Annotated in this window: 17 protein-coding genes; 10 read left to right on the top strand and 7 right to left on the bottom strand. The window is 62.3% G+C overall.

The features are described from left to right. Positions 1-275 precede the first annotated feature (275 nt). A complete protein-coding gene (acs, locus tag B4920_RS19775; RefSeq protein WP_079436402.1) occupies positions 276-2234 on the bottom strand; it encodes an acetate--CoA ligase in 1959 nt (652 codons plus the stop codon). A gap of 303 nt (positions 2235-2537) precedes the next feature. Here acs and mshL point away from each other — a divergent pair, with 303 nt between their 5' ends. From mshL to B4920_RS19740, 7 genes are all read left to right on the top strand, one after another. Beyond that, positions 2538-4388 (top strand): pilus (MSHA type) biogenesis protein MshL, encoded by a 1851-nt coding sequence (gene mshL / locus B4920_RS19770; protein WP_079436401.1) that lies wholly within the window; start codon positions 2538-2540, stop codon positions 4386-4388. A gap of 16 nt (positions 4389-4404) precedes the next feature. Further along, positions 4405-6108 carry a GspE/PulE family protein gene (locus B4920_RS19765; protein WP_088179511.1) on the top strand — a complete coding sequence of 568 codons (1704 nt, stop codon included), beginning with the start codon at positions 4405-4407 and terminating at the stop codon, positions 6106-6108. Continuing rightward, positions 6105-7310 (top strand): type II secretion system F family protein, encoded by a 1206-nt coding sequence (locus B4920_RS19760; RefSeq protein ID WP_079436399.1) that lies wholly within the window; start codon positions 6105-6107, stop codon positions 7308-7310. The genes B4920_RS19765 and B4920_RS19760 overlap by 4 nt, the downstream gene beginning before the upstream one ends. Positions 7311-7312: 2 nt before the next feature. Then, the gene (locus B4920_RS19755; protein WP_079436398.1) at positions 7313-8815 is read left to right on the top strand and encodes a hypothetical protein; all 1503 of its coding nucleotides are present in this window, start codon (positions 7313-7315) and stop codon (positions 8813-8815) included. Next, positions 8812-9402, top strand: a complete 591-nt coding sequence (locus tag B4920_RS19750) for a hypothetical protein (RefSeq protein ID WP_139379569.1) — start codon at positions 8812-8814, stop codon at positions 9400-9402. The genes B4920_RS19755 and B4920_RS19750 overlap by 4 nt, the downstream gene beginning before the upstream one ends. A 196-nt stretch (positions 9403-9598) precedes the next feature. Then, a complete protein-coding gene (locus B4920_RS19745; protein WP_161493347.1) occupies positions 9599-10804 on the top strand; it encodes a glycosyltransferase in 1206 nt (401 codons plus the stop codon). A gap of 246 nt (positions 10805-11050) precedes the next feature. Next, positions 11051-11839: a 2-oxo acid dehydrogenase subunit E2 gene (locus B4920_RS19740; RefSeq protein ID WP_079436395.1), complete on the top strand. Its 789-nt coding sequence runs from the start codon at positions 11051-11053 to the stop codon at positions 11837-11839. Positions 11840-12010: 171 nt separating this feature from the next. Here B4920_RS19740 and pepA read toward each other — a convergent pair whose 3' ends face one another. Then, positions 12011-12883 carry a flocculation-associated PEP-CTERM protein PepA gene (gene pepA / locus B4920_RS19735; protein WP_161493346.1) on the bottom strand — a complete coding sequence of 291 codons (873 nt, stop codon included), beginning with the start codon at positions 12881-12883 and terminating at the stop codon, positions 12011-12013. 279 nt (positions 12884-13162) lie between these two features. Here pepA and B4920_RS19730 point away from each other — a divergent pair, with 279 nt between their 5' ends. Both B4920_RS19730 and B4920_RS19725 read left to right on the top strand, forming a co-directional pair. Next, a complete protein-coding gene (locus B4920_RS19730) occupies positions 13163-14398 on the top strand; it encodes an FtsX-like permease family protein (protein WP_079436393.1) in 1236 nt (411 codons plus the stop codon). 13 nt (positions 14399-14411) lie between these two features. Next, on the top strand, positions 14412-15626 hold the full coding sequence (locus tag B4920_RS19725) for an ABC transporter permease (RefSeq protein ID WP_079436408.1): 1215 nt from the start codon (positions 14412-14414) through the stop codon (positions 15624-15626). A 21-nt stretch (positions 15627-15647) separates the two neighbouring features. On the opposite strand, the gene argJ is transcribed toward B4920_RS19725, so the two are convergent. The 3 genes from argJ to secA form a co-directional block, all read right to left on the bottom strand. Next, the gene (argJ, locus tag B4920_RS19720; RefSeq protein ID WP_079436392.1) at positions 15648-16886 is read right to left on the bottom strand and encodes a bifunctional glutamate N-acetyltransferase/amino-acid acetyltransferase ArgJ; all 1239 of its coding nucleotides are present in this window, start codon (positions 16884-16886) and stop codon (positions 15648-15650) included. Positions 16887-16973: 87 nt separating this feature from the next. Then, positions 16974-18413: an HDOD domain-containing protein gene (locus B4920_RS19715; protein WP_079436391.1), complete on the bottom strand. Its 1440-nt coding sequence runs from the start codon at positions 18411-18413 to the stop codon at positions 16974-16976. Positions 18414-18520: 107 nt separating this feature from the next. Then, on the bottom strand, positions 18521-21247 hold the full coding sequence (secA, locus tag B4920_RS19710) for a preprotein translocase subunit SecA (RefSeq protein ID WP_079436390.1): 2727 nt from the start codon (positions 21245-21247) through the stop codon (positions 18521-18523). A 144-nt stretch (positions 21248-21391) separates the two neighbouring features. Between secA and B4920_RS19705 the strand changes: the two genes are divergently transcribed. Continuing rightward, positions 21392-21820: a DUF721 domain-containing protein gene (locus tag B4920_RS19705; RefSeq protein WP_079436389.1), complete on the top strand. Its 429-nt coding sequence runs from the start codon at positions 21392-21394 to the stop codon at positions 21818-21820. Here B4920_RS19705 and B4920_RS19700 read toward each other — a convergent pair. Together B4920_RS19700 and lpxC are read right to left on the bottom strand one after the other, a co-directional pair. Continuing rightward, positions 21817-22014, bottom strand: coding sequence for a hypothetical protein (locus B4920_RS19700; RefSeq protein ID WP_079436388.1), 198 nt, complete (start codon positions 22012-22014; stop codon positions 21817-21819). The two genes, B4920_RS19705 and B4920_RS19700, sit on opposite strands and share 4 nt — an antisense overlap. A gap of 9 nt (positions 22015-22023) precedes the next feature. Further along, positions 22024-22941 carry a UDP-3-O-acyl-N-acetylglucosamine deacetylase gene (gene lpxC, locus B4920_RS19695; protein WP_079436407.1) on the bottom strand — a complete coding sequence of 306 codons (918 nt, stop codon included), beginning with the start codon at positions 22939-22941 and terminating at the stop codon, positions 22024-22026. Positions 22942-23092: the final 151 nt, after the last annotated feature.

Here is a 23092-nt window from a genome sequence, read left to right as displayed (position 1 = left end):
GCGCTTCACTTTGCTCACTGTGACCAGCTCGCAGCGGGACTTGCACCCGCAGGCGTGCGCCCATGCTGGGCGCACACGAAAAAAAGGCGCGATGAACGCGCCTTTTTCTCCCCCTCAACCCCCGGTCGAACAGCACCGGGTTCCTCCCCTGTTTTCCTTCGACCAGTCCGCGGTCTCCATGTCTTTAGTTGTATGGCAGCTCAAGGGCCGCCTGTTGCGGACTGCCCGGCCTCCCGGCCGGGGATGTCGCGCCCGGCAAATTGCCGGGCCTGAAATTACTTGAGCTGCTCGAGGATTGCCGGATTCTCCAGCGTCGAGGTGTCCTGGGTGATTTCCTCGCCCTTGGCCAGCTGACGGAGCAGACGGCGCATGATCTTGCCGGAGCGGGTCTTCGGCAGGTTCTCACCGAAGCGGATGTCCTTCGGCTTGGCGATCGGGCCGATTTCCTGGCCAACCCAGTTCTGCAGTTCCTTGACCACCTTGGCAGCTTCGTCGCCGGTCGGGCGGGCACCCTTGAGCACCACGAAGGCCACGATGGCCTCACCGGTCAGATCGTCCGGACGGCCGACCACGGCGGCTTCGGCCACCTTCTCGTGGGCCACCAGGGCGGATTCGATTTCCATCGTGCCCATGCGGTGACCGGAGACGTTCAGCACGTCATCGATACGGCCGGTGATGGTGAAGTAGCCGGTGTCCTTGTCGCGGATCGCACCGTCGCCCGCCAGGTACAGCTTGCCCTGGAAGTCGGCCGGGTAGTAGGACTTCACGAAACGGTCCGGATCGCCCCAGATGGTACGGATCATGGACGGCCACGGACGCTTGACGACCAGGATGCCGCCCTGGCCCCAGGGCACTTCGGTACCGGTCTCGTCGACCACCGCGGCCTGGATACCCGGGAAGGGCAGCGTGCAGGAGCCGGGGATCAGCGGGGTTGCGCCGGGCAGCGGGGTGATCATGTGGCCGCCGGTCTCGGTCTGCCAGAAGGTATCGACGATCGGGCAGCGGCTGCCGCCGACGTTCTCGTAGTACCACTCCCAGGCAGCGGGGTTGATCGGCTCGCCGACGGAACCCAGGATGCGCAGGCTGGACAGATCGTAGTTCTTGGGATGCACCGCCGGGGTGTTGTCCGCAGCCTTGATCAGGGAGCGGATGGCGGTCGGCGCGGTGTAGAAGATGTTGACCTTGTGGTCCTGGATCATCTTCCAGAAACGGCCGGCATCCGGGTAGGTGGGCACGCCTTCGAAGACGATTTCGGTGGCACCGCAGGCCAGCGGGCCGTAGGTGATGTAGGTGTGACCGGTGACCCAGCCGATATCCGCCGTGCACCAGAAGACATCGTCCGGCTTGATGTCGAAGGTGTACTTCATGGTCAGGATGGCGTGCAGCAGGTAGCCGCCGGTGGAGTGCTGAACCCCCTTCGGCTTGCCGGTGGAGCCGGAGGTGTAGAGCAGGAACAGCGGGTGTTCAGCTTCGACCCATTCCGGTTCGCAGACGTCGGACTGCTGGGCGACCAGTTCGTCGGCCCAGATGTCGCGGCCGGCAACCATGGCGGTCTCGCCGCCGGTGCGCTTCACGACGATCACGCTCTTGATGGTCGGGCAGCCGCTGGCCAGCGCTTCATCGGCGATGGACTTGAGCGGGAGGGCCTTGCCACCGCGGTTCTGGCCGTCGGAGGTGATCAGCAGCACGGCGCCGGCATCGTTGATGCGGTCGGCCAGCGACTGGGCGGAGAAACCGCCGAAGACGATGGAGTGGGTGGCGCCGATACGGGCGCAGGCCTGCATGGCGACGACGCCCTCGATGGACATCGGCAGATAGATGACGACGCGGTCACCCTTCTTGACGCCCTGGCTCTTCAGCGCATTGGCGAACTTGCTGACGCGGGTCAGCAGGTCAGAGTAGGTAACCTTGGCGATATCGCCCTTGTCGCCCTCGAAAATCAGCGCAACCTTGTCGCCAAGGCCGTTTTTGACCTGACGATCAAGGCAATTGTAGGAGACGTTCAGCTTGCCGTCGGCAAACCACTTGAAGAACGGAGCCTGGCTCTCATCGAGAACCTGGGTGAAGGGAGTCTGCCAGTCGATCAGCTCCTTGGCGCGCTTGCCCCAGAAACCTTCATAGTCCTGATCGGCTTCGGCACACAGGGCCTTGTACGCTTCCATTCCCGACACGGCAGCGTTCTTGACCACCTCTTCGGACGGATAGTAGAACTTCTGGGTGGTTTCGCTCGTCATTTTTCGCCTCTCCTCGTGTTATGAGTGTGCAACCGCGGTTGCGTTAAAACCTTGGCAGGGTGGGGAGCAAGACCGCTGGGCGACGCCTGCTTCTAGTGGCTTTTTGGGCGGGCCGATCCTGCTTCCGGGCACCATTAGAAGTTATCAATCTTACACATGACTTACACCCGCTCAGGGCTGGCTCGGCAGGCGTGGAGCCAGCACCCTGCCGGCTCCTTCGGAAGCGGAGGCCACCATGCGGGCCCATTTCCAACACAATCTTTTTGGCATAAACTCGAATGACATAACCCATTCGCCACCACCATGCCACCTCGCTCCAGCCTGTACCAGGTGTTTGCCCTGCTCCTGGCAGCTTGCACCTCCGTGCCGCCGGAACAGGGCGCAGGCGCACACATCGGCACGCCGAGCCTCACACAGCCTCAGCACAGGACGACGCCAGCACCGGCGGATGTCATACCACCCCCCGGCCCTCCTCAGGCAGAGCGGCTGGAAACCTACTCGATCGTCGTCACCAACGTGCGCGTTCAGGATCTGCTGTTCGCTCTCGCCAAAGATGCCCGCATCAACATCGACATCCACCCGGGGCTGAGCGGCACGGTCACCCTCAACGCCATCAACCAGACCCTGCCCCAGCTCCTGGCGCGCATCGCCAAGCAGGTGGACATGCGCTTCGAGTTCGATGGCAACACCCTGCTGGTCATGCCCGACACGCCCTTCCTGCACCACTATCGACTCGATTACGTCAACCTCAGTCGCACGGTTTCAGGAACCGTTGCCACCAACACCCAGATCGCCACCAGCGGTACCGGCGTCACCCAGGCCGGCAACGCAGCCCCCGCCGCCAATCCCGTCAGCGGCGGCAATGTCTCTGCCACGCGCATCGAGAACACGTCCCGCAACCAGTTCTGGGAATCGGTCGAGAAGAACATCCGCGATCTCCTGCACGAAACCGACAAGATCCTGCCCCAGGGCTCGAGCGATACCCTGATCGAGAACACCGAGACGAGCACCACCACCGGCAGCGCCCCTCTCCCGGCGGCCAGCCCGGCCGGCACCCGTAATCGGGGCACACCGGCACAGCCGGCGCGCAACAACGTGCGCATCGGCGCCAGCCCCGCGTCGACGCAGAACAGCAGCACGACGCTGGTGCACAAATCCACCTTTCGGGAGGCCGCATCGGTGGTCGCCCATCGGGAGAGCGGCGTTCTCAGCGTGCGGGCTACCGGACGCCAGCACGAAAAGGTCCGCGAATTCATCGAACAGGTGATGACAGCCGCGCACCGCCAGGTGCTCATCGAGGCCACCATCCTGGAGGTCAGCCTGTCGGACACCTTCCGGCAGGGCATCGAGTGGAGCCGGGTGCTGGCCAGCGGTACCCGCTTCGGCATCACCGGCCCGAGCCTGGGCAGCAGTGCGGGCAATGCGGTAACGCCCTTCAGTGCCACCTTCTCCAGTGCCGGTGGCATCGATGCGACGGTGAAGCTCCTCGAGGGCTTCGGGACCGTCAAGGTGCTGTCCAGCCCCAAGCTGTCGGTCCTGAACAACCAGACCGCCGCACTGAAAGTGGTGGAGGAATACGTCTACTTCAACGTCAAGGCCGACACCACCCAGACGACCAATGCCGGGGCGCTGACCACCGTCAGCACAACCCCGCAGGCGGTGTCCGTCGGCCTGGTGATGACAGTCACCGCCCATGTCAGTGAAGCCGATGAAGTGATCCTCAACGTCCGTCCGACGATCTCCAGCATCTCCGATTTTCGGCGCGATCCGAACCCCAACATTCCGGCCGGTGTCGCCAATCTGGTGCCCCAGATCCGCACCCGCGAGATCGAATCCATACTGCGTGTAGCCAACGGCGAAACCGCCATTCTCGGCGGCCTGATGGAAGACCGTATCGATTACAAGACCGGCAAGGTCCCAGTCGTCGGCAGCATCCCGCTACTGGGCGAACTATTCACCAATCGTGACAACGGCATCCAGAAGACCGAGCTGGTGATATTCCTGCGCCCGGTCGTCATGCGCGGTCCCAGTTTCGTCGCTGACACGGCCCACCTGCGACGCCTCCTTCCCGGGGAGAACTTCTTCAGGGAAGCGCCCCGCCCCGGCGAGCGTAACTTTCCGACACCGCCCGCCGACAGGCCGGCACAGCCATGAGCAGCCCGCCATGAAGATGGACGCCGTCCCGCGCCCCATCGGCGCAACCCTCCTGCATCTCGGCCTGATCAGCCAGGACCAGCTCCATATCGCACTGCATGAGCAACGCCAGGGCGGCGGCCTGCTCGGCCAGCAACTGGTACGACTGGGCTTTCTGTCCGAAGCGGTGCTCCGCGACGCGCTGGCCCATGCGCTGGAGCAGACCAGCGTCGATCTCGGCACCCAGATCCCGGACGGCGAAGCGCTGGCCCTGATCCCCCATGAGCTGGCCAGCAGCCTCAAGCTGATGCCCCTCAGCTACGACGCGACACGTCGCCAGCTGCTCGTCGCCACGGGCAACGGCAACGACACCGACACCCGCGACCAGCTACTCGGCATGCTGCCCGCCGGCACCACCATCGAGACGCGCCTTGCCGGCGAATCGGAAATCGCGCGCGCCATCGATCAGTTCTACGGCCACACGCTGTCCATCGACGGCATCCTGCATGAAATCGAAACCGGCACGCGGGATGGGCGCAGCCGAGGCACGACCCGCAGCGAATACGCGCAGCCGGTTGTACGGCTGGTCGATTCACTACTGACCGACGCCGTCAAACGCAACGCTTCGGACATCCATTTCGAACCCGAAGCCGGCTTCCTGCGCATTCGCTATCGTCTGGACGGCCTGCTGCGGCAGATACGTGTCCTGCACAAGTCCCACTGGCCCGCCATGACCGTCCGCCTGAAAGTGATGGCCGGCCTCAACATCGCGGAAACCCGCGCGCCCCAGGACGGCCGGATCTCGCTGCAGGTCAGCGGACGGCCGGTGGATTTCCGCGTCGCCACCCAGCCCACCCTCCACGGCGAAAACATCGTGCTACGCGTGCTCGACCGTCAGCGGGGGATTGTCAGCCTGGGCGGGCTGGGCCTCGCACCGGCAGCATTCGAGCTGCTGAAACTGATGATCGCCCGCCCCGAAGGACTGATCCTCGTCACCGGGCCGACCGGCAGCGGCAAAACGACCACCCTTTATTCCATCCTCAACCATCTCAATACCGAGCACGTCAACATCATGACGCTGGAGGATCCGGTGGAATACCCACTGGCCATGATCCGCCAGACCGCCGTCGCCGACGCGGCCCGACTCGACTTCGCCAACGGCGTGCGGGCCATGCTGCGCCAGGATCCGGACGTGATCCTGGTGGGGGAAATCCGTGATGCGGATACCGCGCGCATGGCCCTCCAGGCCGCCATGACCGGCCATCAGGTCTACTCCACCCTGCACACCAACTCGGCGGTCGGCGCGATTCCGCGTCTGCTGGACATCGGCATCCTGCCGGACATCCTGGCTGGAAACCTGATCGGCATCGTCGCCCAGCGACTCGTGCGGCGCCTGTGCCCGGCGTGCCGCGAGGCCTACCCTGCCGAAGAACACGAACTGCGCCTGCTCGGCCTCGGCGCCAACCAGCCACACCCCGTTCTGTACCGCGCCAAAGGCTGCCCCCAGTGCGACTTCCAGGGCTATCGCGGACGGCTGGCCATCATCGAGTTGCTGCGCATGGATGCCGGCCTGGATGAACTGATCGCTCGTCGCGCATCCACGCGGGAGATCCTCAACACGGCACGGGACCACGGTTTTGTCGGCCTCGCCGAAGACGGAGCCCGGCGCGTCTTAGAAGGCAGCACCACGCTCGCGGAACTGGCACGGGTGATCGACCTTACCGAGCGCGCACGGCCATGACCGATTTTGCCTACCGGGCCGTAAACGCCCACGGCCAACGAGTCCGGGGACAATTGCAGGCCGCCGATCTCGTGGATCTCGAGCAACGCCTGCGCGACCTCGATCTCGATCTGCTCCACGGCAAGCCGGTCACAGCCTCCCACTGGCTGCACCGGCAGCGCCCCATCTCCCGGCGGGAACTGATCAAGCTGTGCTTTCACCTGGAGCAGTTCCTGCGCGCCGGGGTACCGATCATAGAGAGCCTTACCGACCTGCGCGACGCCATCCACCACCCGCCCTTCCGGCAGGTCATCGCCGACACCATCCAGGCCATCGAGGGCGGCCTCACCCTGTCGGAAGCCTTGGCCCGCCATCCCCGGGTGTTCGACCCGGTGTTCTGCAACCTGATCCGGGCCGGCGAGCTGTCGGGTCGCCTGCCGGACATACTCCGCAGCCTCTCCGAAGCCCTCAAGCGCGACGACGAACTGGCCTCCCATTCACGCCGCCTCGCCATCTATCCCGCCATCGTCACCGTGGTCATCCTGGCCGCACTCGGCGTCGCGCTGCTCTATGTCGTGCCCGAACTCGCCCGCCTGTTCCACAGCACCGGCCGGCCCCTGCCCTGGCAAACCCGCCAGTTGATCCTCCTGTCCGGCCTGCTGGCCGACTACGGCTGGCTGCTGGCCGTCGCCGTGCCCACCAGCGCCCTTGGCGCCCGCATGGCGGTACGCCGCCATGCGGGACTGCGCCTGCGCTTCGATGCCGCACTCCTGCGCCTGCCGATCATCGGAGCGATCCTGAACAAGATCATCCTGGCCCGCTTCACCGGTCTGTTCGCCATGATGTACGCATCCGGCATCACCATCATCGACGCCCTGAAGACCGCCGAAGACGTGGTCGGCAACACCGCCCTGCAGCATGGGCTACAACAGGTCGGACGAGCCATCGAGGACGGCCGGCAAGTCTCCGAGGCCTTCCTCGCCGTGGATCTGTTTCCGCCCATGGTGACCCGCATGCTGCGGATCGGCGAGAACACCGGCGCCATCGACACGGCCCTCGCCAATGTCAGCTACTTCTATGACCGGGACGTCCGCGAGGCGATCGAGCGCCTGCAAGCCAGCATCGAACCTTTGCTGACACTCGTCCTCGGCGCACTGCTGCTGGGTGTGATGAGCGCAATCCTGATGCCGGTATACGACATCATCACCCACATGCCACTCTGATCATGGGCAGCCCTCCGCTCCTTTATCTCGCGCCGGACGGCCTGCACTGCTATCGCCAGCACGAGCGGACAACCGAGCACGACGGACATTTCGCCTCCGAACCGGCCGGCCAGGAGGCCTTCGCACGCTGGCTGGGTGGATTTACGGCCGGCACATCCTTCACCCTCCTGGTCGACCTGCCTGACGAGCGCTTCAAAATCGAAACCGTGCCCCATGTCCGCGGCCCTGACCGCAAGCGTCTACGGGAACGGCGGCAGGCGCAGATCTTTCCCGACACGCCCTTCGTGGCCCACCAATACCTCGATCGCGAGCAGTCGGGCAGACGGGACGAACGCATTCTATTTGCGGCCCTGAGCCGCCCGTCTGCCATCGTCCCGTGGCTCGATGCGATCGAGCGCAACCGCCATCGTTTGAAGCGGCTCGTTCCCGCTCCTTTTGTCGCAGCCACCGTCATGCGTCACCTTCCTGCAGCACCAGGGCCTGTGCTGCTTGGACTGCTCACGCCCGCCGGTCTGCGAGTCTCCTGTTTCGAAGGCCAACGGCTGCTGTTCAGCCGCTTGCGCCCAGGCTCTTCCCATGCCCAGCCCCCGGCATCCCAATGGCAGGATGAGGCCCGGGAAGCTCACCGCCATCTGCTCAGCCAACGCCTCGTCACCCACAGCACGTCATGCACGTGTTACCTGCTGGCACCGCCGATGGACGATGCTGCCTCCGTACCGGACACCTCCCCGGCGCAGGGCGATCTGCACTTCGTCCCGCAGGCCATCCTGCCGCTGGCCCCGGGCACACCTCAGCCCAGTCCTGACGGGGAAGGCTGTCTGCCCTTCCTGCTGCATCTGCTCAACAACCATCCTCGACTACCGCAGGCCACGCCTGCTGATGCCCTGCTCTCCAACCAGCTCAGCCAGATCGGCCTGGCGCTCAAGGCCGCCGCCGTTGGCATCCTGTTCCTATGCTGGGCGCTTGCCATCGTCCACATGCAGGAAATCCAGGATCTGGAGCAACGACGCGCGGCAGCCAAGACCCGTGGTGACGCCGCCGAACACACCCTGGCAGCACTGGTGGCGGCCAGCCCCACCCCACCCTATCCACTGCCCCAGCTTCAGGCCACCCTCGATGCACTTCGACGACGGAGCACCGCAAGTACGGGCCCCGAGCCGGCTTTGCGCCAACTGGCCGTCGCCCTGAGCCCGATAGCGGACATTGCACTACGCCGGATAGATTGGAGCGCCAATCGCGGCGCTGACCCGGCAAAGGATGCAGCAGCTCTCGGCCAACGTTTGATCCTTCACTTCGCACTTCCTTACGAAGGCGCGCGAGAACGGGTCGCCCATGCACAACGAATTCTTACCGCATTGCACACGATTCCTGGTGCCCGCCTGCACACCCAGCAGGTTCCCGTTGAAATGATGGCCACTCGAGCGCTCAGCCCGGCGGTACTGAAGGCGGAAGCCCAGGCCCCCCAACTCGTTGTTCACCTCGAACTCCCTGCCGCCACGCCATGAAGCCACGTGCCGAGCGCTTCCGTCCATTACTGCGCCCCCTATGGATTTCAGGCGTTCTCATCGCCGCAGGCGCGGCAGTCCTGACAGTCAGCCTCCAATGGCGCACCGACGCCCGGCAGTCAAGCGCTGCGGCAGAATCCCGCCTTGCCATGCTCGAAACACGTTACCAGCAGTCCCTGGAAACCAAACGGCTCACGCAAGATGCCCTGACATCCTGGGCCCGACACCTGAAAAGCGGCTTCCCCCCGGAGCCGGACCGGGTCTTCTGGATCGAAGGGATCCAGGCCCTGAGCACCTCACCCGGCATTGAAATCACTGATTACGAGTTCAGTCCGGCAATCGCCTTGGGCGAAGAGCGCGCGAATATGCCGCTGCCGTTGGTCAAGCAGATGCCCTTGCACATTCGAGCCCGCGTTGCTCACGAGGACAGGTTCATCGAGCTGCTTTCCACCATCAAGAAATTTGGCAGAGCCACTGTAGAAGAATGCAGTCTGTCTTTCTCCGAAAAGGATGAGGAGTCCGCCGCCCGCTCCCTGACGACGGAATGCAGATTTGGCGTGCTCTTCCTCCAGCCGCCGCCCGGCTGAAGTCTCCCGCCACCGGCGCTTCAGATTCACGGCCAGGTGAGCTGGCTTGCATATGCAGCCCCGTCCGCCCCACACCACCGGGCACCGGGCTGCAGGCACGATTCACGTACCGAAGGCTGGACACACCCTCCCGGGCTGTTCAGAATCGCTGCAAACCCGCTCGCCCACAGCCAATATCCATGCCAAGGACTTCGTCATGACGCCCAAGAAAATTCTTCTGATGGCCCATGACGTCACCCTGGCGCACCTTGGGCGGCCACTCCATCTGGCCGAACTCCTGCTCGCCGATGGGCACGACGTCATCCTCGCGGCATCACAGGAGTCCTCACGCTTTCTAGCCTCGTTCAAAGGACTGACACACACGCTTGCGCCCACCGGGAAAGAGCGCTTCATCGCCAATCTCGCGGAAGGGAAACCGGTTTTCGACTTTGAGACCCTCCTGCGTTACACGATGGAAGACGAGGCGGTTCTATCCGCCTACCGACCTGATATCGTGATCGGCGACTTTCGAATTTCCCTTTCGGTATCGGCCCGCCGCCAAAAGATCCCCTACGCCACCATCACCAACGCCTACTGGAGTCCGGCCTTCAAGCCACGCTTCGTCGTACCTGATCTCCCGATGGTTCCCTATCTCGGCGTCGGTCTGTCGCAATTTCTATTCGATCTTGCACGCCCCTTCGCCTTCGCGTATCACGCCCGGCCGATGAATGCGTTGCGCCGTCACTACGGCCTGCCATCTCTCGGCGGCGACCTGCGTCGTGTATACACCGACGCAGACCTGGATCTCTTCAGCGATATTCCAGAAACCTACGGACTGACCGGAGACATTCCAGGCGGATCGTTCCTGGGCCCGATCAACTGGTCACCGGACATTCCGCTCCCGGACTGGTGGAGCTCCCTCGACCCTGCCCAAGCGGTGATTTACGTGACACTCGGGAGCTCGGGAGACGGCAGGCTCCTGCCCGAGGTGATACGCCAGCTTACGTCGCTCGGCGCGCAATTGGTCGTCGCCACCGCCGGGACACGTGACCTGCCTGAATATCCTCAGGTCTTCAGCGCCGACTACCTTCCCGGCGACCAGGTTGTGGCCAGAGCAAGCCTCGTCGTTTGTAACGGTGGCAGCCCCACGTCAGCGCAGGCCATAGCGAGAGGCGTACCTGTACTGGGCATTCCCGGCAATCTGGACCAGTACCTCAACATGCACTACCTTGAAAAGTGTGGTCTGGCGCAATGCCTGCGCAACCAGAACATCAACAGCGGCCAACTCCCTGTCCTGGCCAGAGCAATGATGTCGGACAGGCACCTTCGTGACCGCACCGAACGCCACGCAAAAATCATGTCCTGCTACGACAACCGCCTACGCCTCACAGAAGCCATATCGCGCCTCGGTCTCGCAAATTGAGGCAATCGCCCAGAACATCCCATGTGTATGATATTGGCCAGCAGACAAAGGCTATCTACCCAATCGATCCGACTTGCACGCTGATCTTGATGCGATCTCATCTGCCAGACATGGCGGTCGAAAGATCGGAGCCGATGCGGAAAGAGACGGCTCCGTTCCCTGAGGCCCCGACGAATACGAAGAATCCGCAGGTCCTTCGCAGGCGCAATACCAAGCCTGAACAACCTCCTATAAGGAGCAAAATAAATGCGCGAATTTTCCTTCTTGCCCCGGAATAGGTTTTTTGAAGTCATCGGCGGCATGAACGTCGAAAACCATGGCGACAACAAAGTTGCCATGCTTTCCGAAATAGACATGACGCAGTGCGTTCGCCTCAGAGCCAGAATCGGGGAAAACCAAGGAATAAAGCCTTCATATACGGCTTTCGTGACACGAGCCGTTTCCTTGATGCTCAAGAAGCATCCCTACGCGAACAGGATGACCCTTGAATGGCCTTTCTTCAAGCGCATCATTCAACTAGAAAACATTCACGTCACGGTCGCCGTCGAACGCGACGAGCCCGGCATCGAGCAGGCGGTCTACGCCGGCACGATACGCAATACGGATACGCTGGACTTGGTCAAGCTGACCACCGAATTACAGCATCTTGCCAAGGCCGAAGGGCCCCATGGAGAACGTTGGGCGCTTCTGCAACGTGTAGTCAAGTCCCTACCTGCACCATTGGCGCGCACGGTACTCAAGTTTCCAAGACTGTTGCCTGGCTTGTGGGTGGAGCATCGCGGCGGCTCTGTCATGGTTTCCTCACCCGCGAAGTATGGTGTCGACATGCTGGTCGGCAACTGGCCCTGGCCAATTGGCTTTTCGTTCGGAATGGTTAAGGAACGGCCGATTGCCGTCGATGGGAAAGTCGAGATCCGTCCCACCATGATGCTGATCATGAGTTTCGACCGGCGACTTATGGGTGGCGCGCCGGCGGCGCGTTTCTTCCGGGCAGTTGCCGACACGATCGAAACGGCGGAATCCTCACTCGTCTAAGCGCCGGAGACATTACGCCGGCCAAGCCCCATGCCGCGACGCATGCGAATTCGTACTCACGGATCGCCTCGCACACGTCAAAAAAACAAAATCCCTACTCTGCTCAACAAGCAGAGTAGGGACAGGCCCAGCAGAGCCCCCCGCAAGCGAGGGGCTTTTTATTAGCTGTCTTTACTTGGCAATGCGGCGACGCAGAGCGCTCAGACCAACCAGACCCAGACCAACAAGAGCCATGGAGGTCGGTTCCGGAACCTTGGTGAAGTTCTGGTTGGCATCAGCCTTCAGCACAAAGCTCGACAGAGTATCGGTAGGGCCATAACCGCCCAGGCCGTTGAAAGCGGTCGGACGAACCCAGCCCTGAGCGCTCGTTCCATACTGCAGCGTGGTAGAAGCATTGGTGTCTTCGGGGCTCGGCAGAACATAGGCCGAATCCACGGACGTCACCTTGCCATCGAGGAAGTTGGAGCCGGTGCCGTTGGCGCCCAGAACGCCCGGCGCGCCGATGATGTTGGTGAAGGAGCCCGTAACACCCGCGTTGAAAGTACCACCCAGAACAGCGATACCGTCGGAGAAATTCAGGCCACTCACGAGATCGGCATCAGGAGTCTTGTCATAGAAGACGTTCCAAGTACCAGCAACCACCGAAAAATCGGCAACGATCTGACCGGAGGAGTTGACAGAAATCTTGGTGATCGTTTCCTTGATCGACGCGAAGATCGTCAGTTCGCCAACAGTAGAACCCGTAGCGCTGAAGATATTGTTGAAGGCCAGGGTCGCCGTCGTGTTGTTGCCATCGTTAAGGGCAGCAGCCTTCGAAATGTAGAACAGGTCGAAGGTAGAGCCAACACCCAGCACGGCACCCGTCGTGGGATCGATACCGCCGGCGAAGCCGTTCACCCAGGCCGAACCGTTGGACGCCCAGTCGATTTCAGTGAAATTCACCGAACCAGCGCTAGGGCCAAAATTAAACACGAATGCGTTTGCCTGCCCTGCGAGCAACATGGCGCCGCTAGCGAACAGGATTGCGAGCTTGTTCTTGATCATGATCATTCCTTACTAAGTGGTTTTTGGATGCTAGCAAGATGCGGCTGTACCAACATCTAGCAACACCCATGCCAAATAAAATACGAACATACAAATCAACAACTTAAAAAAACACCTTGACTTCAGGAGTGCCCAAAATCGCCGCTCATGTAAAAAAATCCGACATACCCCTGCCACCCCCTGGTTCCCGGGCTGACCAGCACTCTGGCCCGGTGACCACACCAAACTCGGGTAAGATGCAGAACACTACATGTGCATCGACGAGTGCCTCGACTTCCCATGTCGCCAGACATTTTTTTTCAAGACACGAAGATCGCCTTCCGCAACGTTATCCGTCAGCGGCGGCGCTCTCTCCTGGCCCTGGCTACGATCGCCGGGGGTGTCATTGCGCTGATGCTGGCCGGTGGATTCGTCCAATGGATTTTCAACAGCATGCGCGAAGCGACAATCCGTTCGCAGCTCGGACACATCCAGATCGTGCGGCCAGGGTTCTTTGAAAAAGGACTTGCAAACCCGTATGCGTACCTGCTGTCGCAGCAAGATCCTCTCTTCCAGCAAATAGAACACACGCCTGGCGTCAAGACCATCGCTCCACGCCTGGTGTTCACGGGACTGATCAGCCATCAGGACTCCAGCATCGGTTTTTCCGGTGAGGGCGTAGACCCGACCCGTGAAAAGGAACTGAGCCTGGGCTTGGTCATCGTCGATGGACAACCCCTGTCGGCCGACGAGCCCAACGGAATCGTGGTCGGCGAAGGGCTCGCTGCCAACCTAGGGATCAAGACGGGAGACACGGTAGTGCTATTGGCCTCAACCCCAAAGGGAGGCATCAGCGCTGTTGAGTGCCGCATCCGGGGCCTGTTCATCACGGCAACCAAGGCCTATGACGACGCCTTCCTGCGTACGCCGCTCCCGATTGCCCAACAGCTCTCCAAAGTCAGCGGCGCAACCAATTGGCTGGTGCTGCTCGACCACACCGAGGACACAGACAGCTTGCTCGCCCAAATCAAGGCCGACAGCAATCGCACAGACATCGAATTCGTGGCTTGGCACGAACTCGCCGACTTCTACAAGAAAACCGTGGATTTGATGTCGCGCCAGATCGGGGGGGTCGAACTCCTGATTGCAATCATCATCATACTGTCAATCACGAATACGCTCTCCATGGCTGTCATCGAGCGCACCGGAGAAATCGGTACTGTCATGGCCCTTGGACTCCGGCGCCGCGATGTGATGCGCATGTTCCTGCTCGAAGGCCTGTTGCTCGGCCTCATGGGTGGAGCCATCGGTGTCACCGTGGGCGGAGTACTCGCGTCCGTGATCTCCCATTTCGGCATCCCGATGCCCCCCGCCCCTGGCATGACAACTGGCTTCACCGGCCACATCAATGTCAACGGGGAGCTGGTGATCGAGGCGATGGCCCTGGCTGTGCTGACTACCCTGCTGGCAAGCATCCTGCCAGCCTGGAAGGCATCGCGGATGATCATAGTTGACGCCCTGCGTCATCAACGCTGAACACGACCTGATCATGCGATTCAAACTCGCCCTCCGCAACGTTCTCCGGCAAAAGACCCGGACCGCAATGACCCTTGCCGCAATCATTTTCGGCGTTACGGGTCTGATCCTGGCAGGCGGATTCGTGCAGGACACCTATATCCAACTGGGCGAAGCGATCATCCACTCCCAGACCGGACACATCCAGGTTTTCAAGAAGGACTTCCTCAGCAAAGGCACCCGATCACCCGAACGCTTTCTGATCGACGCCCCTGAAGCGCTCGTCAAGCAGATCAAGAGCAACCCGGCGGTCGACGAGGTCATGGCACGCATCTTTTTCACCGGCCTCCTCAATAACGGCAAGCGTGACCTGTCCATATTCGGCGAAGGCGTCGAGCCGGACAAGGAAGTCCAACTCGGCAGTTTCATCACGATTGCCGCGGGGCGCCACCTGACCGACAAGGATCGTGATGGCATTCTGATCGGCCAAGGCGTAGCCAAGACGCTGGGCCTCAATCCGGGCGATCGCGTCACCCTCGTGCTGTCGGCAGCGGAAGGGGCCATGAACACCCTCGACTTTGAAGTCATTGGTGTGTTCCAGAGCTTTTCCAAGGATTTCGACGCCCGCGCAGTACGCATCCCACTTGCAGCCGCCAGAGAGCTCATGTTCACCCAGGGAGCCAATCTACTTGTGGCGTCACTGCACAAGACGGAAGATACCGACAAGGCCCTCCGCGAGATCTCCGCTGAACTGGCGAACAGTCCTTACGAAGTACGCAGCTGGAAGAATCTTTCAGACTTCTACGACAAGACCGTCCAGCTCTATGAACGCCAATTCGGCGTGCTGCAGTTCATCATCCTGCTCATGGTCCTGCTGTCCGTCAGCAACAGCGTGAATATGAGCGTCTTCGAACGCCAGGGCGAGTTCGGCACGATGCAGGCACTCGGCAATCGCTCAAGAGACATCGTACGTCTGATCATCATGGAAAGCGCGACGATCGGCCTGGCGGGAGCCTTGCTCGGCGTATTGATCGGCACACTGATCGCCTTGGGTATCTCAGCCATTGGCATATCCATGCCACCGCCCCCCAACGCCAATGTCGGCTATACCGCTTACATCCGGATCGTACCAGCGACTTTGTTGTCCTCAGCCTGCGTCGGACTGTTCGCCACGATACTGGCCTCCATCCTGCCCGCGCTCAAGGTGACACGGCTGGAGGTGGTGGATGCGCTGCGCCAGAACGTTTGACACAGCGCACTCCATGGTTTCTTACGAACGATAGTCCGCGTTGATCTTCACGTAATCGTACGAGAAGTCACAGCTCCACAAGGTCGCTGACACCGCGCCACGGGCCAGATCGACCCGGATGGTGATCTCCGCTGCCGCCATGATCCGCGCCCCAGCCTCCTCCCGGTAGCTTGCGGCACGCCCGCCCTGTTCAGCGACCAAGGCCTCCTCGCCGTTGCTGGCCAACCAGACACGCAGCTTGGAAACGTCCAGATCACCGATGCCGGCATAGCCGATCGCAGCCAGAATCCGTCCCAGATTGGGGTCGGATGCAAAGAAGGCCGTTTTGACCAGTGGGGAATGGCCGATCGCGTAGCCCACCTTGCGGCACTCTTCACGATCCTTGCCCCCTTCGATCTGCAGGGTGATGAACTTGGTCGCGCCCTCGCCGTCGCGCACAATGGCCTGAGCCAGCCAGATGGACACCTCGAGCACCGCGGCACGGAAGGCCGCGTAGTCCGCCGACGTCGTGTCGGCGATGGTCGCGTTGCCGGCCTGGCCAGTGGCGATGAGGATGTAACTGTCGTTGGTGGAGGTGTCGCCGTCCACCGTGATGCTGTTGAAAGAAAGATCGGCCACTTCCTTCAGCAGCGCGTCCAGCACCGGCTGTGCCACATCAGCGTCCGTGGCCAGAAAACCGAGCATGGTCGCCATGTTAGGCTTGATCATCCCGGCGCCCTTGGAAATCCCGGTCAGGGTCACCGTCTTGCCGCCGATGCGGACTTGGCGGGAGGTGGCCTTCGCCACCGTATCGGTGGTCATGATGCCGTGGGCGGCGTCATGCCAGCCATCCGCCTTCAAGGCCGACTTCGCAGCCGGCAGCCCCGCCACCAGTCGATCCACGGGCAGGGGTTCGAGGATCACACCGGTAGAGAACGGCAGCACCTGACTGGGCTCCACAGCCAACTGGGCGGCCACTGCGGCACAGGTTTCCCGTGCGGCGGCCAAACCGGGCTCACCGGTACCGGCATTTGCGACACCGGTATTGATTACCAGCGCCCGGATGTTTCCGGACGGCAGATGGGCCTTGCACACCTGTACCGGCGCGGCGCAAAAGCGGTTCTGCGTAAACACGCCGGCAACCCGGGAGCCCGGCGCCAGTTCGATCAGCGTAAGGTCCTTCCGGTTGGCTTTGCGAACACCCGCTTCGGTCACACCGAGGCGAACACCGGCAACCGGGAACAGGGCTGAAGCATCAGGAGGGGAAAGCAGGACGGGCATGGCGGAACTCCGGAGACGAGTACGGGTAAACAAAGACCCGCATGATAATCCCGGAGCCGTTACCGGCGCACTCGCGCGCGTCCCACCTCACCACTTGGACTGCGAATATTCGCTGTCCGGAGCACGCATCCCCACCGCCAGGCTGGCCTGCAGCGCAAAATGCTGAAGCGCACGCCAGCTCTCGTCGTCCAGCGGCTTGCCCCCCCGATCGGCATACAGCACTCCGATCTGGCGGTTGGGCATGCCAAAAGGCACGATGAAGGCGTTGTTGCAGGCGGTCACCCGATACAGACGGCGGATGCCGGTCTGGCCACGCTTGGGCGTGATCCAACAGGGCACGCCGCTGTCGATGGCCGCATCGACCACGTCGTCGGGGTCACCGTCCATCGGAAACACGAACTGCGCGCACAGACTCTCCCCGCCCACTCCCAAGGCCGCCTTGCCCTGCAGTTCGCGCCGGTCGGGCGTCAGCAGCGCAACAACCACACGCTCAAAGCCAACCCCCCGATATACCCCCTCGAGCACCAGCTGAAGGATGTCGGCGATCCCGGCGCGGCTCAGGGTCAACGCGGTCAAATCATGCAGGATGCGCAGCTGCAGGCCGGCATCGGGCCCACTGGGAGAGACCGCCGCAGGCACCTCCGGCTCGGCCTGCAGGTCCCGGTGCGGGATGATCCTGGCCGCTTCCGGCGCACCGAAAGTACCCGCCACCCGCGCAGCCTCGTTGGCATTGGCAATCACCTCGACCTGCACGGCTGATACGCTTTGCCCGAGGTAATCCGCCACATCACGGATGGCCTGCTTACCGATGGTGGTGTCCCATCCACTTTCCGCTGCCCTCGCCAGCCGATGCCCGAGCACGACAGCCCGCTCGGGGCCCCGACTGCGCGGATCGCCCTCCAGCGCCGCAGCGACCATACTGCCCAGACGCCATTCCCGAACGAGACCGACCGACAGGTGCCGCAACGGAAAGCCCAGCACGACCTGCTGAGCCTCCTCCTCACGAATCTGGGACTGGGTAAGGCAACGGTCGAGGGTCTGTGCCTGCTCACCGCCAAAGCACCAGAAGGCCATTTCACCAACGCGCGCCAGCAGTGCGGCGATGAACACTTCTTCCCCCGCCCCATCGCCGCGCCGCGCCGCGACCCAGCGCGCCTGCACAGCCGCGTGGAAGCTCCTGGCCATCTCGATCTGTACCCGGCTGCGCACTCCCCCCTTCAGCAGGGAGTCGATCAGGGACACCGACAGGGCCAGCTCCGCCACCGGATCGAAACCCAGCACCACGATGGCCCGTGAAACCGTATTGACGCCCTGGTGGGCATGATTGAAGTAAGCGCTGTTGGCAAGACGCAGCACCTTGGACGTCATCGGCGCATCCTTGAGGATGACCTGAGCCAGCGCCGATGCCGACGCCCGGTCATCGCTCATGATGGTGCGCAGGGCCTGGACCGTCTGCCCGAAGACGGGCATTTCACACCCGCGAATGCGTGCGATCCACGCCGACAAATCCTGATCGTTCTGACTCATTCATTCACCTCTCGCCCCATAACGGCTGGCATTCGCCCATCTTGAGGCGACTGTAAACGCAAACGGGGCCGGCATGACGCCGGCCCCGCAGTCCATGGGGAGCAGTCTCAGCTCAACTTGCCATGGCAGTGCTTGTATTTCTTGCCCGAGCCGCAGGGGCAAGGATCGTTACGGCCGGCCTTCGGCGCGAGGTTCACCTGCGGCTGGGCGACATCCCGGTCGGGATTGGCGACAGCCAGGGCCTCATCGTAATCAGCATGGTGGTACTGAACGTTCTCGAGCTCGGGAGGCGCCTCGGCCTCTTCCAGTTGGGACTCGGAACGGATCTGCACGGTCATCAGCAGCTTGGTCACTTCGGTGCGGACCACCTGCAGGAGACTCTCGAACAGTTCGAAGGCTTCGCGCTTGTACTCCTGCTTCGGGTTCTTCTGCGCATAACCGCGCAGGTGGATGCCCTGGCGCAGGTGATCGAGAGCAGACAGATGCTCACGCCAGTGGGTATCGAGGCTCTGCAACATCACGTTGCGCTCGAAACCGCGCCAGGCGCTGATGTCCACCAGTGCCACTTTGTCGGCGTAGGCCTGAGCCCCGGCTTGCAGAACGCGCTGCAGGACGTCTTCGTCAGTCAGGTTGGGCTCGGCCTTGACCCATTCCGCGATCGGCAACTTGAGCTGGTACTCGGACTCCAGCGCCAGTTCGAGCGCCGGGATGTCCCACTGCTCTTCGACGGAGTCGGCCGGCACGTAGATGCGGAACAGGTCGTGCAGCACGCCCTCGCGCATCGCCGCGATGGTCTCGGCGATATCGTCGCTTTCCAGCAGCTCATTGCGCTGCTGGTAGATCACCTTGCGCTGATCGTTGGAGACGTCGTCGTACTCGAGCAACTGTTTGCGGATGTCGAAATTGCGCTGCTCCACCTTACGCTGGGCAGTTTCCAGCGAACGGGTCACCATGCCCGCCTCGATGGCCTCGCCCTCCGGCATCTTGAGGCGCACCATGATTGCATTGAGGCGCTCGCCGGCGAAGATCTTCATCAGCGGATCTTCGAGGGACAGGTAGAAGCGGCTCTCGCCCGGATCGCCCTGACGGCCGGAACGGCCACGCAGCTGGTTGTCGATACGGCGCGACTCATGGCGTTCGGTACCGATGATCTTCAGGCCGCCGGCCGCCAGCACCTGCTCGTGGCGGACCTTCCATTCGTCGCGCAGCGTGTTGACCTGCACGTCCTTGTCCGCGGCAGACAGAGACTCATCTTCACGGATCAGCGCAATCGGCTTCTCCACGTTGCCACCCAGCACGATGTCGGTACCGCGACCGGCCATGTTGGTCGCTATCGTGATGATGCCAGGCCGGCCGGCCTCAGCGACGATCTCCGCTTCACGGGCGTGCTGCTTGGCATTGAGCACGTTGTGGGGCAGCTTGGCGCGAGTCAGCAGGTCGGACAGCAACTCGGAGTTTTCAATCGAGGTGGTGCCCACCAGCACCGGCTGGCCGCGTGCCACGGATTCCTTGATATCGGCGACGATGGCGTCGTGCTTTTCCTTGAGGGTGCGATATACCTTGTCGTTCTGGTCCTTGCGGATCATCGGACGGGAAGTCGGCACAACGACGGTCTCGAGACCGTAGATCTGGTGAAACTCGTAGGCTTCCGTATCGGCCGTGCCGGTCATACCGGCCAGCTTGCCATACATCCGGAAGTAGTTCTGGAAGGTGATCGAGGCCAGCGTCTGGTTCTCGGCCTGGATGCGCACGCCTTCCTTTGCCTCGACGGCTTGGTGCAGGCCCTCGGACCAGCGACGCCCGGACATCAGGCGACCGGTGAATTCGTCGACGATCACCACCTCGCCGTCCTGCACCACGTAGTGCTGATCCTTGTGGTACAGCGCATGGGCACGCAGTGCCGCGTAGAGATGGTGGATCAGCAGGATGTTGCTGGGATCGTAAAGACTGGTCCCTTCGGCGAGGAGGCCCAGATTGGCAAGAATCTGCTCCGCATGCTCATGACCCTGCTCGGTGAGCAGCACCGAATGGGCCTTCAGGTCGACGGTGTAGTCGCCCGGCGTGGTGATGTTCTCGCCCTCGCCTTCCTGCACGCTGAGCAGCGGCGGCACCGCGTTCATGCGCAGGTAGAGCTCGGTATGGTCCTCGGCCTGACCGGAGATGATCAGCGGCGTCCGCGCCTCGTCGATGAGGATGGAATCCACTTCATCGACGATGGCGTAGTTGAGGCCGCGCTGCACCCGCTCGGCCACGTCGTACACCATGTTGTCGCGCAGGTAGTCGAAGCCGAACTCGTTGTTGGTACCGTAGGTGATGTCCGCCGCGTAGGCTTCCTTCTTCTGGTCGTGGGGCATCTGCGACAGGTTGCAGCCCACGCTGAGACCCAGGAAGCGGTAGATGCGGCCCATCCAGTCGGAGTCGCGACTAGCCAGGTAATCGTTGACGGTGATGACATGCACGCCCTTGCCGGACAGCGCATTGAGATACACCGGCAGCGTGGCGGTCAGCGTCTTGCCTTCACCGGTACGCATTTCGGCGATCTTGCCATCGTGCAGCACCATGCCGCCGACCAACTGCATGTCGAAGTGGCGCATCCCATGTACGCGCTTGCCGGCTTCCCTGACCACGGCGAATGCTTCGGGCAGCAGCGCATCGAGACTCTCGCCATTGGCGACGCGCTGACGGAATTCATCGGTCTTCCCACGCAGCTCCTCATCGGACAAGGCCTGAATCTTCGGCTCGAGCGCGTTGACGGTGCGCACCGTTTGCGTGTACTGGCGAATCAGGCGGTCGTTACGGCTGCCGAAAATTTTCTTGAGTAGGCCTGCGATCATTTGATTTGGAAGGGAAAACGCGGCAAAACGCCGATTCTAACATGACGTCCGGACGCGACCATGACAGGCCTGCGGGCGGGCGCCCGCTTGTACGACACGAACGTTCTCCATAGCATGGGGGCGCATCCCGAAAATCCAAGCCCCATGAGCACCAGTTCGATCGACAATTTCCTTGGCAGCGGCTCCGCCCTGTCCCGCCTGCAGGCCCATGCGACCCGGCTGCTGCGTCTCCAGCGTCAGCTCGACGCCCTGCTGCCCGACTACATGGCCCGTAACTGCAAGGTCGCCAACCTGAAAGGGGAAGAGCTGGTGCTGCACGTGGATAGCGCCGGTCTGGCGGTCAAACTGCGCCAGGCCGTGCCCAGTCTGCTGGTCGATCTGGCCCGGGCCGGCGTGCTGCTGCGCGACATCAAGGTGAAGGTGGCCGTGCGGGAATACCGCCCGGCACCGCCGCCGCCCTCCCGCCACATCAGTGCATCGACCCTCAACGGGCTCGACCAACTGGCAGCCGGCCTGCCGGCCGACTCGCCGCTGGCCAAAGCCCTCAAGCGTTTCGTGAAGAATACCGGCTAGACCAGCGGTACAAACGGAACCAGCACCCGCTCGAGGATGAGCAGCGCAAAGAACAGCAGCGCGACGATGATGGCGTAGCGGAACAGGCGCCAACCCAGCACCAGGTAGCGCCGCTCACGAGTGAAGACGAAGGCAAAGACGGACGCGCCGATTCCGATCGCCACCAGCACCGCCACGATGCGCAGGATCAGCACGGAGGCGCCTCAGGCACTCGCGAGGTCGAAAAGCTGGGCCACGGCCGGCGGCGTCTTGGCGTCTTCCTCGAAGGTGACGATTTCCCAGGCACTGCGGTCTTCCAGCAGCACGCGCAGGATCTGATTGTTCAGGGCATGCCCTGACTTGTAGGCGCTGTAGGATGCCAGCAGGGAATGGCCCGCCAGGTAGAGGTCGCCGATCGCGTCGAGCACCTTGTGCTTCACGAATTCGTCCGCATAGCGCAGACCGTCGGCATTCAGCACGCGGTATTCGTCCATCACGATGGCGTTGTCGAGGCTGCCGCCCAGGCCGAGCCCGTTGGCACGCATGAACTCCACGTCCTGCATGAAGCCGAAAGTACGCGCGCGGGCAACCTCGCGCACGTAGGAATGCTCGGCGAAGTCCACCGTCACCGATGTGCCGGTGCGGTCGATGGCCGGGTGATTGAAGAGGATCGAGAAGCTGAGCTTGAAGCCATCATAGGGCTCCAGGCGCACCCATTTGTCCCCCTCCACATACTCGACCGGCTTGATGACACGCAGAAAACGCTTGGGCGCCTTCTGCTCCTCGATACCGGCAGACTGGATCAGGAACACAAACGGCCCCGCGCTGCCGTCCAGAATCGGGATCTCGGCCGCATCCACGTCGATATGCGCATTGTCGATGCCAAGGCCGGCCAGCGCCGACATCAGGTGCTCGACGGTATTGACCTTCGCGCCATCCTTCTGCAAGCCGGAACACATGCGCGTGTCGCACACTGCATAGGGATCGGCGGGCAGATCCACGACCGGATCGAGGTCGACACGATGGAACACGATGCCGGTATCCGGCGCCGCGGGACGCAGCGTAAGCATCACCTTGTTGCCGCTGTGAAGCCCCACACCGGTAGCGCTGACAACGGTTTTCAGGGTTCTCTGCTTCAACATGATGATCCGGCCTCGCATTCAACTCATTGAATTTTAACACACAGCCCTTGCCGCACCGCAGCAACAAGCTTAGACCAGCGGACGCTCAAATGACAAACGCGCAGCGGACGGAGGCGACGTCCCGCTGCGCGTATTGTCCGAGCCACCGGGG

It is taken from the genome of Zoogloea sp. LCSB751 (genome assembly GCF_002028455.1).
In the GTDB taxonomy this organism is placed as follows: Bacteria; Pseudomonadota; Gammaproteobacteria; order Burkholderiales; family Rhodocyclaceae; genus Zoogloea.
This window is presented reverse-complemented; position numbering and strand designations above follow the sequence as displayed.

What these genes read in the sequence shown, in the direction of transcription:
- acs (WP_079436402.1), bottom strand. Translation starts at nt 2,234, where the DNA reads ATGACGAGCGAAACCACCCAGAAGTTCTACTATCCGTCCGAAGAGGTG.
- mshL (WP_079436401.1), top strand. Translation starts at nt 2,538, where the DNA reads ATGCCACCTCGCTCCAGCCTGTACCAGGTGTTTGCCCTGCTCCTGGCA.
- B4920_RS19765 (WP_088179511.1), top strand. Translation starts at nt 4,405, where the DNA reads ATGGACGCCGTCCCGCGCCCCATCGGCGCAACCCTCCTGCATCTCGGC.
- B4920_RS19760 (WP_079436399.1), top strand. Translation starts at nt 6,105, where the DNA reads ATGACCGATTTTGCCTACCGGGCCGTAAACGCCCACGGCCAACGAGTC.
- B4920_RS19755 (WP_079436398.1), top strand. Translation starts at nt 7,313, where the DNA reads ATGGGCAGCCCTCCGCTCCTTTATCTCGCGCCGGACGGCCTGCACTGC.
- B4920_RS19750 (WP_139379569.1), top strand. Translation starts at nt 8,812, where the DNA reads ATGAAGCCACGTGCCGAGCGCTTCCGTCCATTACTGCGCCCCCTATGG.
- B4920_RS19745 (WP_161493347.1), top strand. Translation starts at nt 9,599, where the DNA reads ATGACGCCCAAGAAAATTCTTCTGATGGCCCATGACGTCACCCTGGCG.
- B4920_RS19740 (WP_079436395.1), top strand. Translation starts at nt 11,051, where the DNA reads ATGCGCGAATTTTCCTTCTTGCCCCGGAATAGGTTTTTTGAAGTCATC.
- pepA (WP_161493346.1), bottom strand. Translation starts at nt 12,883, where the DNA reads ATGATCAAGAACAAGCTCGCAATCCTGTTCGCTAGCGGCGCCATGTTG.
- B4920_RS19730 (WP_079436393.1), top strand. Translation starts at nt 13,163, where the DNA reads ATGTCGCCAGACATTTTTTTTCAAGACACGAAGATCGCCTTCCGCAAC.
- B4920_RS19725 (WP_079436408.1), top strand. Translation starts at nt 14,412, where the DNA reads ATGCGATTCAAACTCGCCCTCCGCAACGTTCTCCGGCAAAAGACCCGG.
- argJ (WP_079436392.1), bottom strand. Translation starts at nt 16,886, where the DNA reads ATGCCCGTCCTGCTTTCCCCTCCTGATGCTTCAGCCCTGTTCCCGGTT.
- B4920_RS19715 (WP_079436391.1), bottom strand. Translation starts at nt 18,413, where the DNA reads ATGAGTCAGAACGATCAGGATTTGTCGGCGTGGATCGCACGCATTCGC.
- secA (WP_079436390.1), bottom strand. Translation starts at nt 21,247, where the DNA reads ATGATCGCAGGCCTACTCAAGAAAATTTTCGGCAGCCGTAACGACCGC.
- B4920_RS19705 (WP_079436389.1), top strand. Translation starts at nt 21,392, where the DNA reads ATGAGCACCAGTTCGATCGACAATTTCCTTGGCAGCGGCTCCGCCCTG.
- lpxC (WP_079436407.1), bottom strand. Translation starts at nt 22,941, where the DNA reads ATGTTGAAGCAGAGAACCCTGAAAACCGTTGTCAGCGCTACCGGTGTG.